This window comes from Corynebacterium sp. HMSC056F09, assembly GCF_001815785.1.
In the GTDB taxonomy this organism is placed as follows: Bacteria; Actinomycetota; Actinomycetes; order Mycobacteriales; family Mycobacteriaceae; genus Corynebacterium; species Corynebacterium hiratae.
The window spans coordinates 154,304-168,119 of the sequence record NZ_KV821948.1; the positions used below are offsets into that span (position 1 = coordinate 154,304).

Annotated in this window: 12 protein-coding genes and 1 riboswitch; of the genes, 2 read left to right on the forward strand and 10 right to left on the reverse strand. The window is 59.8% G+C overall.

Annotated features, from left to right (window positions below; translation table 11 throughout):
- A partial coding sequence (locus tag HMPREF3056_RS09715; protein WP_070754658.1) for an HNH endonuclease signature motif containing protein occupies window positions 1-1,009 on the forward strand: 1,009 nt, incomplete at its 5' end.
- Window positions 1,010-1,325: 316 nt separating this feature from the next.
- On the opposite strand, the gene HMPREF3056_RS09720 is transcribed toward HMPREF3056_RS09715, so the two are convergent.
- The 9 genes from HMPREF3056_RS09720 to HMPREF3056_RS09760 all read right to left on the reverse strand — a co-directional run bounded on the left by HMPREF3056_RS09720 (window position 1,326) and on the right by HMPREF3056_RS09760 (window position 10,918).
- On the reverse strand, window positions 1,326-2,090 hold the full coding sequence (locus tag HMPREF3056_RS09720; RefSeq protein WP_070547328.1) for a hypothetical protein: 765 nt from the start codon (window positions 2,088-2,090) through the stop codon (window positions 1,326-1,328).
- Between the two features lie 108 nt (window positions 2,091-2,198).
- Window positions 2,199-3,389 carry an elongation factor Tu gene (tuf, locus tag HMPREF3056_RS09725; protein WP_046648489.1) on the reverse strand — a complete coding sequence of 397 codons (1,191 nt, stop codon included), beginning with the start codon at window positions 3,387-3,389 and terminating at the stop codon, window positions 2,199-2,201.
- A 363-nt stretch (window positions 3,390-3,752) separates the two neighbouring features.
- Window positions 3,753-5,879 carry an elongation factor G gene (gene fusA, locus HMPREF3056_RS09730; RefSeq protein ID WP_046648490.1) on the reverse strand — a complete coding sequence of 709 codons (2,127 nt, stop codon included), beginning with the start codon at window positions 5,877-5,879 and terminating at the stop codon, window positions 3,753-3,755.
- 300 nt (window positions 5,880-6,179) lie between these two features.
- Window positions 6,180-6,647: a 30S ribosomal protein S7 gene (gene rpsG / locus HMPREF3056_RS09735; protein ID WP_046648491.1), complete on the reverse strand. Its 468-nt coding sequence runs from the start codon at window positions 6,645-6,647 to the stop codon at window positions 6,180-6,182.
- 6 nt (window positions 6,648-6,653) lie between these two features.
- Complete coding sequence (gene rpsL / locus HMPREF3056_RS09740; protein ID WP_005286791.1) at window positions 6,654-7,025, reverse strand: 30S ribosomal protein S12; 372 nt, start codon at window positions 7,023-7,025, stop codon at window positions 6,654-6,656.
- Between the two features lie 216 nt (window positions 7,026-7,241).
- Window positions 7,242-7,844, reverse strand: a complete 603-nt coding sequence (locus tag HMPREF3056_RS09745) for a nucleoside/nucleotide kinase family protein (protein WP_070754659.1) — start codon at window positions 7,842-7,844, stop codon at window positions 7,242-7,244.
- 54 nt (window positions 7,845-7,898) lie between these two features.
- The gene (locus HMPREF3056_RS09750) at window positions 7,899-8,621 is read right to left on the reverse strand and encodes an energy-coupling factor transporter transmembrane component T family protein (RefSeq protein ID WP_049157369.1); all 723 of its coding nucleotides are present in this window, start codon (window positions 8,619-8,621) and stop codon (window positions 7,899-7,901) included.
- A gap of 103 nt (window positions 8,622-8,724) precedes the next feature.
- Window positions 8,725-10,176 (reverse strand): ABC transporter ATP-binding protein, encoded by a 1,452-nt coding sequence (locus HMPREF3056_RS09755; protein WP_070754660.1) that lies wholly within the window; start codon window positions 10,174-10,176, stop codon window positions 8,725-8,727.
- A 100-nt stretch (window positions 10,177-10,276) separates the two neighbouring features.
- On the reverse strand, window positions 10,277-10,918 hold the full coding sequence (locus HMPREF3056_RS09760; RefSeq protein WP_070754661.1) for an ECF transporter S component: 642 nt from the start codon (window positions 10,916-10,918) through the stop codon (window positions 10,277-10,279).
- A gap of 15 nt (window positions 10,919-10,933) precedes the next feature.
- A riboswitch (TPP riboswitch) is annotated at window positions 10,934-11,044 on the reverse strand.
- 456 nt (window positions 11,045-11,500) lie between these two features.
- On the opposite strand from HMPREF3056_RS09760, the gene HMPREF3056_RS09765 reads away from it, so the two are divergent.
- Window positions 11,501-12,346 (forward strand): acyl-CoA thioester hydrolase/BAAT C-terminal domain-containing protein, encoded by an 846-nt coding sequence (locus HMPREF3056_RS09765; RefSeq protein ID WP_083317807.1) that lies wholly within the window; start codon window positions 11,501-11,503, stop codon window positions 12,344-12,346.
- Between the two features lie 400 nt (window positions 12,347-12,746).
- Here the strand turns inward: HMPREF3056_RS09765 and HMPREF3056_RS13525 are convergent.
- A partial coding sequence (locus HMPREF3056_RS13525) for an Ig-like domain-containing protein (protein ID WP_246822507.1) occupies window positions 12,747-13,816 on the reverse strand: 1,070 nt, incomplete at its 5' end.

A 13,816-nucleotide genomic window follows, 5' to 3' on the forward strand; every position in this document is an offset into this window, starting at 1 on the left:
CCCAGCCGACGCCACCGAACTCGCAGGCCTACACCAGGTGTACTTCGGACCCACCCGCTACACCGGCAAGCAAAAGAAAGCACGTGCAGCCGCCCTTGCCCAACGCCACAGCTTGGGCACCCTCACACTGATTGAAACCTATGTTTCAAAAGTAAAGAAGACCTTGGATGCGTGGAACCTCCGAGCCAAACTCGCCGCCACACCCGCACACCACATCCCCACCGTTGCCACAGCACGGCTTAAAGAACTCAAGCGTAAAAGAACCGCCAAACCCGGTGTGCGCATCACCTACCGAGAGCAAGGCCCTAACACGCTCTCCATTACTGACGATGCCACCACCATTGCCAACATGCGCGCAGTCCTAGAATCCACCAACAACACCGACCTTCTACAAGCCGCCAACGACGTCTTCTTCAACCAAACCACCGGCACTAAGCCAGCGGTGCGCACCCAAGTCATCGTCACACTGAACGAGTTGGACCAGATCATTAACGGTGACGGGGACGAAATAGAGCTCAACCTCACCAACGGCGCGCGCATGACAGGGGCAGAATTCCTCACCCACAAGTTTGCCGAAATCGGTTACGCCACCATCGTGCACCCCATCGAAGGACCCATCAACACCTGGCGGCTAGAACGCGGAGCAAACTTCAACCAACGCCTCACCCTGCACGCGGAATTCCACACCTGCTCACGCCCTGGCTGCAATAAACCAGCCGACTACTGCCAAATCCATCACCTCATCCCTTGGCAGGCTGGTGGCTACACCAACATTAAGAACCTGACGTTTTTGTGCGCCTACCACAACGGTATTAACGACGATGACCCACAAAGGCCTACCAGGCGCGGCTACATGTACCGGCTCAACACCGGAGTCAGCTTCATCCCACCGTGGGGTACACCAATCACCGCAATGCCCGAATACCAAGAAGCAGTCGCCAGACTCAACGCCGAAAAAGCAGCCACAGCGCCAGCCCAGCCACCGGACCCACCACCCGACAGCAGCTAACACTCAGCCACCAAACACAAAAGAGTAAAAGCGCCGGTAACCTGCAACAAAGGCGCTCCCGATAGATAGAAAACCCGTCAGTCAAAGCCATGCTGACGGGCATATCGGCGATCCCTGACCATGATTCAGGCGCTCCCCGCTGGGGGTGGAGTTAAGCCCTTAAAGAGCGACACCCGCCAACCGAATGAAGGTTGACGGAGACATCGGGCAATCTAACGCGCGGAACAGCGTGCTAGCGGCTATCTGCTCGAGAAGTGCAGAAGACCTAGCGGGTTACGAGCGTCGCGAGGATTTCGGCGGGCTGAACAGGGCCTCGCTAGTAAGGCGAGGCGGACTCGTTCCAAGGCGCGGATTCAGCGAGAATGACCTCCTGGATACGCCCAAAGGTGTGCAGCGTGCCCCGGGAAAGGTGGACGCGAAGCGGTTCCCCGACTTCCCCGGCCTCGATAGTGTGCCATGAGAAGTCGGTACGGATAAGCGCCCGGTTCTTGCGCTCCACGATGTGGAGGCCATGGTCAAGGATGATGGTTTCGGAATCGGTACGGATGAACCACACTCGGTCCCCCACGCTGCGCCGCTTAAGACCGGTCAGGTTGCGATGGTCTTCTCGCAACCGCGTAACGGATTCAACGACACCAAACCGATGCTCGAAGCCTTCGGCATCGGCAATCACGAGCGGTCGTCCTGGCCCAACGGGCCGGAGGGCTGACACCGTCCACGCCACCGGCTGGCCACGCTGGCCCTCCTTGGATACCGGCCTTACCACCGCCACGGACGTCGCCTGTCGGCGCTGCTCCACACTGCGAGAGGCGGCAGCCGTAGGAGCTAGCGTCACGCGGTGTGTGGGCGTAACGACGAGCCAGAGGCCCTCGGTGACGAGATTGGCGTCGAGAGGCACAAGCGGGGGATGCACAGCCGCCATCGCCTCCAGCCGCGCGGTGAGTTCGTCGTCAGGCACGCCCCAGCCGTAGCCCTCCGCCGCCAACATGCCAAACAAGGTTCCCAGGGGAAGGTCCGGTTGGCCTTCCCACGCGGCGCGCAGTGCGGCGAGGGTGCGGTCAATGCGGGTTGGGTCGAACATAACTCTCAAGCCTAGTAGGCCCACGATCACCAAAGCCGCCCAACCCCATCAGGGATTGAGCGGCTCACAGACCTGCTAATCAGGAAGGGCCTTAAGCCCTAGCAAGAATTAGCCCAGGATCTTGGTAACGCGGCCAGCGCCGACGGTACGGGAGCCCTCACGGATAGCGAAGCGCAGGCCCTCGTCCATAGCGACCGGCTGGATGAGCTCTACGGACATCTCAACGTTGTCGCCCGGCATAACCATCTCGGTGCCCTCAGGCAGCTTGACGACGCCGGTAACGTCGGTGGTGCGGAAGTAGAACTGCGGACGGTAGTTGTCCATGAATGGGGTGTGGCGGCCGCCCTCTTCCTTCTTCAGGACGTAGACGGAACCCTCGAACTTGGTGTGCGGGGTGTAAGCGCCCGGCTTGATGCAAACCTGGCCACGCTCAACCTCTTCACGCTTGGTACCACGCAGAAGCAGACCACAGTTGTCGCCAGCCTCGGTGTAGTCCATCATCTTGCGGAACATCTCGATACCGGTAACGGTGGTGGACATCGACTTCTCCTTGATGCCGATGATCTCGATGTCCTCGTTGACGTTCAGGGAGCCACGCTCAACACGGCCGGTAACAACGGTACCGCGGCCGGTAATGGTGAAGATGTCCTCGATCGGCATCAGGAACGGCTTGTCCAGCTCGCGGACCGGATCCGGGATGGAGTCATCGCAAGCCTGCATCAGGTCGATAACAGACTGTACCCACTTCTCGTCGCCCTCAAGAGCCTTCAGAGCGGAAATGTGAACGATCGGAGCTTCCTCATCGTAGTCCTGCTCAGCGAGCAGCTCACGGATCTCCATCTCGACGAGCTCGATGATTTCCTCATCGTCAACCATGTCACACTTGTTCAGTGCAACGAGGATGTACGGAACGCCAACCTGGCGAGCCAGCAGAACGTGCTCGCGGGTCTGCGGCATCGGGCCATCGGTTGCAGCAACAACCAGGATAGCGCCGTCCATCTGAGCAGCACCGGTAATCATGTTCTTGATGTAGTCGGCGTGGCCCGGGGCGTCCACGTGTGCGTAGTGGCGCTTCGGGGTGGAGTACTCAACGTGGGAGATGTTGATGGTAATACCGCGCTCCTTCTCCTCAGGAGCCTTATCGATCATGTCGAAGGCGAAAGCGGTGTTCTCCTCCGGGTAAGCGTCAGCCAGAACCTTGGTGATCGCTGCGGTGGTGGTGGTCTTGCCGTGGTCGACGTGTCCGATGGTGCCGATGTTCACATGCGGCTTCGTACGCTCGAACTTCTCCTTTGCCACTGTTTGTCCTCCTGGACTCTATGGCGGCTACGTATTTCGCAGCCACGTGGTTTGTATTGCCATTGGCACTTCGAGCCGAAGCTCATAAGCGCTAATGACGCTTTCTTACGTGCCAGTTACACGATCCTAGATTTATGCCGCAGTTTTTTCAAACTGCCTAAATAGGAGGTAACCCCGCCCAACACGTGCGGACGTTGACCCTCGACAAGAATCAAATTAACGGATCCTGGGAGGGTAACGGCCGGCTCAACCCACATCAAGCGTGTGCGCTCAGCCGACCGCTACCCCAAGGCGCGGAACTGGTCTTCCACTGGCGAAGACTACCAGCCCCGCATGTACGCCTTTGCGGCAGGGGCCTAAAAGTTAGGCCTTGGCGCCGGTGCGCTCCTCGATGATCTCCTGTGCCACGGAGGACGGAACCTCAGCGTAGGAGTCGAAGACCATGGTGAAGTTTGCACGGCCAGCGGTGGAAGAACGCAGGTCACCGATGTAGCCGAACATCTCGGACAGCGGAACCTTAGCCTTGACGACCTTGGCGCCGGAGCGGTCTTCCATAGCGAAGACCTGGCCACGACGGGAGGAGATGTCACCGTTGACGGTACCCATGTACTCCTCCGGGGTCACAACCTCAACGGCCATGATCGGCTCCAGCAGAACCGGCTTAGCCTTAGCGACGGCCTCCTTAAGGACCTGGGAGCCGGCGAGCTTGAAGGCCATCTCAGAGGAGTCAACGTCGTGGTAAGCGCCATCCTCGAGGGTGGCCTTGATGTTCACCAGCGGGAAGCCAGCGACGAAGCCGTACTGCATGGCGTCCTGGATACCAGCGTCGACGGACGGGATGTACTCCTTCGGAACGCGGCCACCGGTGACGGAGTTCTCGAACTTGTAGGTTGCGGACTCGCCCTCTTCCAGCTCTTCCGGCTCCGGGTTGTACGGCTCGATGGTAACGATGACCTTTGCGAACTGGCCAGAACCACCGGTCTGCTTCTTGTGGGTGTATTCCAGGGACTCGACCTTCTTGCGGATGGTCTCGCGGTAAGCAACCTGCGGGTTACCGATGTTGGCCTCAACCTTGAACTCGCGCTTCATGCGGTCAACCAGAACGTCGAGGTGCAACTCGCCCATACCGCCGATAACGGTCTGGCCGGACTCCTCGTCGAGGTGAACGGTGAAGGTCGGGTCCTCTTCAGCGAGCTTCTGGATAGCGGTACCCAGCTTCTCCTGGTCAGCCTTGGTCTTCGGCTCAATAGCAACCTGGATAACCGGATCCGGGAAGTCCATGGACTCAAGGATGATCGGGTTGTCCGGGTTACACAGGGTGTCACCGGTGGTGGTTTCCTTCAGGCCGATGAACGCGTAGATGTTACCGGCGTCGGCGTGCTCGACCGGGTTCTCCTTGTTCGCGTGCATCTGGAAGAGCTTGCCCACGCGCTCCTTCTTGTTCTTGGTGGAGTTGAGCATCTGCTCGCCCGGGATAGCCTGGCCGGAGTAGACACGCACGTAGGTGAGCTTGCCGAAGAACGGGTGCACGGCAATCTTGAAGGCCAGTGCGGAGAACGGCTCCTGGACGGAAGGCTTACGAGTCAGGGTCTCCTCACCGTCGAGGGAGGTGCCGTTGACCTCGCCGATGTCCAGCGGGTTCGGGAGGTAGTCAACAATAGCGTCGAGCAGCGGCTGGACACCCTTGTTGCGGTAAGCGGTACCGCAGAGGACCGGGTAGATCTCGGAGCTCACGGTCAGCTTGCGGATAGCGCCCTTGATTTCCTCAATGGTCAGCTCTTCGCCGCCGAAGTACTTCTCCATGAGCTCTTCGTCGGACTCAGCGACGGTCTCGAGCAGCTTCTCGCGGTACTCTTCAGCCTTCTCCTGCAACTCGGCAGGGATCTCCTCGATAGTGGCTTCGGTTCCGGTTTCTACCTTGCCGCGCCAGGTCAGCGCCTTCATGTTGATCAGGTCGACGACGCCATCGAAGTCATCTTCAGCACCGATCGGCAGCTGCATGACCAACGGCTTAGCGCCGAGGCGATCAATGATGGTCTGGACGGTGAAGTAGAAGTCCGCGCCCATCTTGTCCATCTTGTTGACGAAGCAGATACGAGGGACGTCGTACTTAGCAGCCTGGCGCCACACCTGCTCGGACTGCGGCTCCACACCTTCCTTGCCGTCGAAGACAGCAACAGCGCCGTCGAGAACACGCAGGGAGCGCTCAACCTCAACGGTGAAGTCCACGTGGCCCGGGGTGTCAATGATGTTGATCTGGTTGTTGTTCCAGAAACAGGTCACAGCAGCGGACGTAATGGTGATGCCGCGCTCCTTCTCCTGCTCCATCCAGTCAGTGGTGGCGCCACCATCGTGGGTCTCACCGACCTTGCGGTTAATACCGGTGTAGAAGAGGATGCGCTCGGTGGTAGTGGTCTTACCCGCATCGATGTGCGCCATGATGCCGATGTTGCGGACCTTGTTCAGATCCTTAAGCACTTCTTGTGCCACAGTTAATACCCCAACTTAATTGTCGTCGACGCCGACGCCAGTTATGCACTGACGAAACATAGGTGACGTCTTCATGGATAGGTCTTGGTCTATTTTGCCACGTCTGGGCTTCTACGTCAGCGTGAGACGTGGAGCCCACGCCATAAAAATGGCCCGAACAACGCTATTCAAGTTTAGGTTCCGCACTGTTTAGCGTGGAGCGCTCCGCCAAGGGGAGCGAGAACACGCAGTGTCAGCGCAGGTAAACGATAATATCGCTGTTCGAGCCATGATGCCATGTGGCGGGTTATACCGGAGGGATTACCAGCGGTAGTGAGCGAAGGCGCGGTTAGCCTCAGCCATCTTGTGAGTATCCTCACGGCGCTTCACGGAAGCACCCAGGCCGTTGGATGCATCGAGGATCTCGTTTGCGAGACGCTCGATCATGGAGTTCTCACGACGCTGACGGGTAAAGGTAACCAGCCAACGCAGAGCCAGGGTGTTGGCACGTGCCGGCTTAACCTCAACCGGAACCTGGTAGGTAGCGCCGCCCACACGACGGGAGCGAACCTCGAGGTCCGGGCGAATGTTGCCCAGGGCCTTCTCCAGGGTGCCGACCGGGTCGGTACCGGTCTTCTCACGGCAGACCTCGAGAGCGCCGTACACAATGCGCTCAGCGGTGGACTTCTTGCCGTCACGCAGGATCTTGTTCACGAGCATGGTGACCTGCTCGGAGTTGTAAACCGGGTCCTTAACTACAGGACGCTTCGGTGCAGCATTCTTACGCATTGTTGATTACTGTCCCTTCTTTGCGCCGTAGCGGGAACGAGCCTGCTTACGGTCCTTCACGCCCTGGGTATCCAGTGCGCCGCGGATAATCTTGTAGCGAACACCCGGGAGGTCCTTCACACGACCACCGCGGACGAGCACCATGGAGTGCTCCTGCAGGTTGTGGCCCTCGCCCGGAATGTAGGCGGAAACCTCGATACCGGAGGTCAGGCGCACACGGGCAACCTTACGCAGAGCCGAGTTCGGCTTCTTCGGGGTGGTGGTGTACACGCGGGTGCACACGCCACGGCGCTGCGGGGAGCCCTTCAGGGCGGCCGTAGCAACCTTGGCCTTCTTGTCGTGGCGGCCCTTGCGGACCAGCTGCTGAATAGTTGGCATAAATCTAGTCTTTCTCTATGACTTCGGCTTGAACTGACCGCTTTCACACGTCCAAACATGCAAAAATAGGGGCTCTTCTCCGGGGCCCTTCCGCATGTCCAGAACGAATCTCTCCCAGCGGATGGTTGAGATACCGATCAGACTTTTCATCTCCTATAAAGATGAAACCTTGGACAGACTACCACCACCCCTTTGATCTGCCCAAATCCCCAACCGCTAGTGCCACTCCCAGGTTAAGTCCGCCTCCACCGCGCGCTCGGCGAAGTGCTCTTTTTCCTGCCGCTCCCAGGTTTCAAACCACTCTTCATAGCCAGGGTCGCGCTCCAGGGCGCGCTCGCGGCGCTTCTCGCGTGGCCCGTCGATACGCACCGTCACCACGGAGCCGCGCTCTTTGGCGGCGGCCACGGTGGCCTCGGTGACAGAACCAACTCCTTCGACGATCAGATCATCGCGCTCATCCAGGCTCGCCCAGTCCTTCGGCGCGTTGGCATCCCAGTCCCAGCGCCAATAGCCCGGGTTATTCTCCCGCAGCACTTGCTCTGAAACCATCTCTGAACCCTCTTGCAGCCCATGCCAGCCGGGGTAGAACTCGTCAAGGTGGACTACCCGCCACCCGGTACGCTCAGCCAGCGCTGCAGAAGCCCAGGTCTTGCCGGCGCCCGAAGGGCCGTCGATAAGCACGGTGACTGGGCGCATCGGGCGCTTGCGCGACGCGGCGAGCGCCACCACATCGGCCAAGAGCCGATCCATCTCGGCGGCGTGCGTCTGGGCAGTGTCCTTACCACTGTCCTGGTCGGCCGTGCGGTCCGCGTCCTGCATGTATTTCTTCACCACTTCTGGGTACGTCTAGCGTGCAGCTTTGAGAGAGTCGTCCTAGAGTCCGAAGAATCTCCAGGACCCACTGAGAACCGAAACTACCACCGGAAGCGCCGCAAGGCCCGTTCCCACCACCATCACCAGCCAGTCTCTGCTGGCAAGGCGGGACGGCCGCGCCCATGTGCGTTGCCCACCGCCCGGTGGGGTTCGCCCGAAACCGCGCGCCTCCATCGCCGTGGCCAGCTTGCCCCCGCGCCGCAGGGCTAGCACCAAGAGCCCGAAGGACATGGTGATGAGGTGCTTGATGCGGCCCTCGTCGGTCAGCCCACGCGCGCGCCGCGCCATGGCCAGGTACTGCCAATCGGATTTGAACAACGTCATCATGCGCACCCCGGCCACCGCACCGATGACGAAGCGGGAAGGTAGCTTGAGGATCTGCGAGAGGGCGTCGCCCAACTCCGTCGGGTCAATATCCCGCGCCAGCACCACCATGGGCAGCGCCACCGCCAGCACGCGCATCGTAATGGCGATGGCCAGCTCCATCGAGTTGTCCGTAACCGTGATCAGCCACCAGCTGAAGTACTCCCGCCCGCCCGGTGCGCCGTAAAGCAGCATCGAAATGCCGGACAACGGAGCGATAAGAAAAAGGAACCAGCCAGCTTTAAACAGGCGCGGCCACGACACCCCGCACAGGGGCGCAAAAACTAAAGTCATGGCCAAGGACACTGCCGCAGAGACCCAATCCACGGAGAGCAACAGCGGGCTCACCCACACGAACATGAGGAAAATTCGGGTCAGCGGGTTCACGCCGTGCAGTAAACCTGCACGGCCAGCACGATCGGCGCGACCAGCGCCGTCTGCGTTCGCCGACGACGTAGTTGTCTCAGCCACGGCTCACCTCCACTCGGTGGTCACCCAATGCGGAGATGAACAACGGATCGTGGGTCACCGACGCAATCGTCGTCCCCTCATCCGCCATGCGCCGCAGCAACCACACCAACTCGGTGAAGGTGTGGGGGTCTTGGCCGAAGGTGGGTTCGTCGAGAAGCAGCACCTCCGGCGCCGTGACCAACGCAGTGGCCACCGACAACCGGCGCTTCTCCCCACCGGAGAGCGTAAACGGATTGGCGTTGAGCACATGCCCCAGGCGTAGTGCCTCCACGAGTTCCGCGATGCGCCCCTCTGGCACCTCGCGGTGCATGACACGGGGTGCCACGCGCAGCTCCTCTGCCACCGTGCGGGCGACGAATTGGTGCTCGGGGTTCTGGAAGACGAAGCCAATGCGGTCCGCCAATTCCCGGGACTTCCACGTCAACGGCGAGCCTTTCAGCCCCCGCCGCACGTACTCTGCCACACCAATCTCCCCGGCCACTGCTGGAAGCAACCCCGCCACCGTCATCAGCCACGTGGTCTTGCCCGCACCATTCGGCCCGGTAATCACCGTGGACATCCCCCGGGGCAGCGCGTAGCTGCGCGGCGGCCCGAAACGGGTGACCAGGTCCGTGCTCCACAGCGCCGCCGATTCGGGTGCTCTTCCAGTGCTGCTTGGCGACGTCCCGCCAGCATCCCGCGCCCGCGGCAAACCGCTGATAGAGCGCGAAGCAACAACAGCCTCCACGGGACCGTCGGCGACGATGCGCCCATCCTTCAGCTCAATCGCGCGGTCAAGCACACCCCTCCACGCCGCGTGCTGGTGTTCCACCACGATAAGGGTGGCCCCGGTGCGCTCCACCATGGTGGACACGGCCTCAATAACCTCGCGCGCGCCCTCCGGGTCCAAGTTCGCGGTCGGCTCATCGAGCAACACCATGCCCGCACCCATCGCGATGACACCGGCTAGGGCCAAGCGTTGCTTCTGCCCGCCGGACAGACGCTCCGTGGGAAAAGACAGGTCCACCGCGGGCCCCACCATCGATAGCGCCGCAGTTACCCGCTGCCAAATCTCAGAGCGCGGATAGGCCAAATTCTCGCAGCCAAAGGCAACGTCATCGCCCACGCGCGCGGCAATCACCTGGGAGTCTGGATCCTGCAGCACCAGCCCTACCGGAATCGTCCGGCCGGGCGGCTCGATGTGACCAGAGGCATCCTCAAGAAGAATCTCCCCCACCCGGGTTCCCTCATCATCCCCGCCGAGCACGCCCGCGATAGCTGCCAGCAGCGTGGACTTCCCGGACCCGGAATCACCGCACAGCAGGACCTTCTCCCCCGGTGATATAACCAAGTCAATATCCGCCAGCGCCGGCGCACGCCTCCCCGCATGCGTCCAGCCATAGCCGCGCGCGACAAGCTTCGTCGCGCCCGCGGACATCCCTTCTACCGAACCCACATCAGCCATCAGAATCAGCCACCAGCCATTACTTCAGCTACCAGTCAATGCTCAGCATCAACAATCAACAAGCACCCACAGCAAGCAACGCACAACAAGCAACGTTTGCTTAAGCACTGTGCTGTTCGCGGCCGACCGCAAAACGGTCCAGCGCACCGGTCTTCGCCAGCGCATTGACCACGATGTAGCCCACGGCTCCTGCCAGAATGGCGCCGGAGATGCTCAGCGTGACGAGGTAGATGATGTTGAACTGCAGGGTCTTGCCCAGGTTTCCGGAGGTAAACAGCTCCAGCACAAACGCGCCCCAACCAGCAGCCATGCCGCCGAGCATCGCAATGCCCAGGCTAAAGCGACGGTAGAGGAAGATGGCCAGCACAATCTCCACACCAATGCCCTGCGCGATGCCGGAGTACAACGTACTAATACCCCACTGGGAGCCCAGCACCGCCGATACAATGGCCGCCAGCAGCTCCACGTAGAGTGCGGCACCCGGCTTACGGATAATCAAACCGCCAACGACGCCACCAAGAAGCCAAATGCCGGTGGCAATGCCACCCAGGCCTGGCGTGAGCGCATCCATGGCCTGGAACCAGGCATAGCCCACCGTGTTCCACGCTAGGAACACGATTCCGCACGCCACACCCAGCACGGAGGCCACCACGATGTCGACGACGCGCCAATTCAAACTGCGCGGAGCAGCAGCGCCACCAGACACCGATGCGCCACTAGACCCAGCAGCGCCACTAGGCATAGACGCATTATGAGATACAGAGTTCATGATTCCTCCCTTTCGCCGGCATTATCCGGATCAGGTTCGACGGTTCGCCGCTGCACCGCGGCATCTCAGCCTCCTCCGGAAACACCCATGCACAGCCTCAAAGGCAGAACACAGTGTGAACGAGGAAGCACCCGTGACGATGTTTAATTTGATGTTTTATATACAGCCGGCAGCACCCAAAAAAGTGCTGGCACAGCACGCTCAAAAGCACTGACAGCTTAGCAAGCCGGCCACCTAGCAGCACACTGCAGCCCCTCTACTCCCCCATGCCACCAGCACTCCATCAAGCCATCTCGCAACACTTCACCAGCCAAAAGCATCGGTAAACTGGAGTGAAAGCCAATCACAAAGGAGCTCGCCCCTCTATGCCCGCAATCAAAGTCATCTCCAAAGCAATCGGCATACCTCTTGTGTGCATCGCTGCCCCCCCCCGCCGCCGGTGTCTGGGTAATCCGCTCCATCAACTCCAGACGCTTTGCTGCCCCCAAGCCACCAGCAGGTGGCGATGATCGCATTCTCAAAGAGGATGGCGTTTCAAGAATTGACGGCCGCTACATGAAGGGCTTCCACCTCACGCCGATCGCCACCGGACAGGAACAACAATCTACACAGACACGCCCAGGCACCGTCATCGTATTCGGCGGCTCGGACGGCGGCGCCAACGTGGAACAGGCACGGATGCTACGGGATGCCGGGTACGATGTCCTCGCCTTGTACTTCTTTGGCAAGCCCGGGCAAAAGGAATTCATCGACGAGGTCCCACTCGAGTTCTTTGACGAGGTCTTCGCCTACGCTGAGGAACACGGCAACGGCAGCGCACCGCTGACTGTTATCGGTACGTCCAAAGGCGCGGAACTTACTGCCAATCTCGCCGCCCGCTACCCGCAGATCGACAACATCGTTCTCTACACGCCAGCGGATCACACCTACGGCAGCCTCACCTACCAGCGCGGCAGCGGCTCCACGAGTAGTTTCTCCTGGCACGGTGAGCCCGTTCCTTTTGCGAAATTACAAGGAAAAGAAATGGGCAAAGTTATGCTCCGCTTCGCGCTTGGCCTGCCCGTGTCCTACCGCGCCGGCTATGAGGCCGACGCTGCTGCAGCCAGCGCCGAGTCAGTCATCGACCTGAGCAATTTCAAAGGCAACGGACTTCTGTTCGCCGGCACCGCGGACGCCATGTGGCAAGGCGACGTGGCCGCGGAAGCTCTGGCCGCACAAAACGAGAATCTTGAGCCCCACATCTACAAAGGCGCCGGCCACCTTTTCCACGAGAGCATTGACCAACTCATCGGCCCCTCCTGGGAAGCAATGATGGGCGGCACAATCGCAGCCAACCACGAGGCCAAGGTGGATTCCGACCGCATCCTACTGGAGCGCTTGGAGCAGTGGCACGAGAATTAGAGCTCATACCCAGCAGGGCACTGACAGCCGAGACAGACGAAGACTAAAGCAGCTTCATCAGAACACGACGCCAAGTCACGTCAAAACAAAAATGTACCCCGCCGCATCCTCTGACCTACGCGACGGGGTACTTGCACACCAGCAAAATGCCAGTGGCCATGAGCCTCCACACGCGCAGCTTAAGGAAAGGAAAAGCTTCGGTGGCGACCCAAGACTTAATGAAATAACGACATGTATTTCGGAATTATCAAATAAGCACAATCAAGTTATGGACTAGGTCTTGCTGCCGGGGCACAACACCCCGGCAGCAATGCCCTACTCCATCAGCTCTCAAGTTGGGTGGGAGGTTAACGCTCCTCCCTTAGCGGTGTTGTTAGAGGAAACACATCCTACGGTTCTCCTACTTGGAGGAACCCTCGTCAGCACCCGGTGCACACGCATCAGCCAACAGGCCGATAGCCAGAGCACCAGCAGCAATCAGAGCCACAGCACCAGCAGCCTGCTGGTAATCAGCACCGAAACGCTTCAGCTGCGCATTAATACCATTGACCTGGTCAGCCAACGGGCCGTTAAAGGTGTTGGTCTGCTGCTGCAGACGGGTATTCAGATCCTGAATCTGCTTGTTAATCGGAGCAACAAACTCCGACAGACCCGGAATATTCATCTGGGAAGCCAGACCAACCGGAATCAGGAACAGCAGCGGGATACCAATACCCAGACCGGTGTTGATGCAACGCTCAGACAGGTTCGAAGAACCAGTCCAGTCAGAGGAGTCATCAGGCTTCGGAGCCGGCTTGGAATCGCCAGTGACGACACGCTCAGCCTCGTTGCCATCCTTATCCTTGGCAACAATCTTGTCGCCAGTCTTCAGCTCCTTGTCAACAACGACCTTCCACTTACCATCGTCACCGACGGTAACAGTCTTCTCGGTCTTCTTGCCGTCCTTGTCCGTGACAGTAACGGTGAGATCCGTACCAGGCTTACCGGTACCAGTGATCTCCTTGTCACCATCCTTAGCCGGATCAATCGTCGGCTTGATGACCTCCGGAGTCTCAGACGGATCGTCCTCACCCGGCTTGTTCGGGTCAATCGGCCAGGTCGGTCCACCCGGAATAATCGGCTTGGACGGCTTGTCCTCCTTCTCCTTGACCGTCACGGTGGATTCATCGATCGTGTTACCGTCCGGATCCTTCACAACGATGACGATCTTGTCGCCAGGCTTAGCGTCTTCATCGATAGTGACAATCAGATTGCCCTCATCGTCGATCTCGACCTTACCCGGACCCTCTACCTCAACCGTAGAGCCTTCCGGCACATCACCGCCAGTGTTCGGGACCTTGACCTTGTCGCCAGGTTCTCCTTCACCATCGCCCCATTCCGGATCCGCATCGGGATCAGGGTTAGTGACGGTGACGGTGACATCAACGTTGTCCTTAGAACCATCCGGGTAAGTCACCTCAACCGGAACAG

Coding starts and splice junctions, on each gene's coding strand:
- HMPREF3056_RS09720 (WP_070547328.1), bottom strand. CDS start 2,090: ATGTTCGACCCAACCCGCATTGACCGCACCCTCGCCGCACTGCGCGCC.
- rpsG (WP_046648491.1), bottom strand. CDS start 6,647: ATGCGTAAGAATGCTGCACCGAAGCGTCCTGTAGTTAAGGACCCGGTT.
- rpsL (WP_005286791.1), bottom strand. CDS start 7,025: ATGCCAACTATTCAGCAGCTGGTCCGCAAGGGCCGCCACGACAAGAAG.
- HMPREF3056_RS09745 (WP_070754659.1), bottom strand. CDS start 7,844: ATGCAGGACGCGGACCGCACGGCCGACCAGGACAGTGGTAAGGACACT.
- HMPREF3056_RS09750 (WP_049157369.1), bottom strand. CDS start 8,621: ATGTTCGTGTGGGTGAGCCCGCTGTTGCTCTCCGTGGATTGGGTCTCT.
- HMPREF3056_RS09755 (WP_070754660.1), bottom strand. CDS start 10,176: ATGGCTGATGTGGGTTCGGTAGAAGGGATGTCCGCGGGCGCGACGAAG.
- HMPREF3056_RS09760 (WP_070754661.1), bottom strand. CDS start 10,918: ATGCCTAGTGGCGCTGCTGGGTCTAGTGGCGCATCGGTGTCTGGTGGC.
- HMPREF3056_RS09765 (WP_083317807.1), top strand. CDS start 11,501: ATGAAGGGCTTCCACCTCACGCCGATCGCCACCGGACAGGAACAACAA.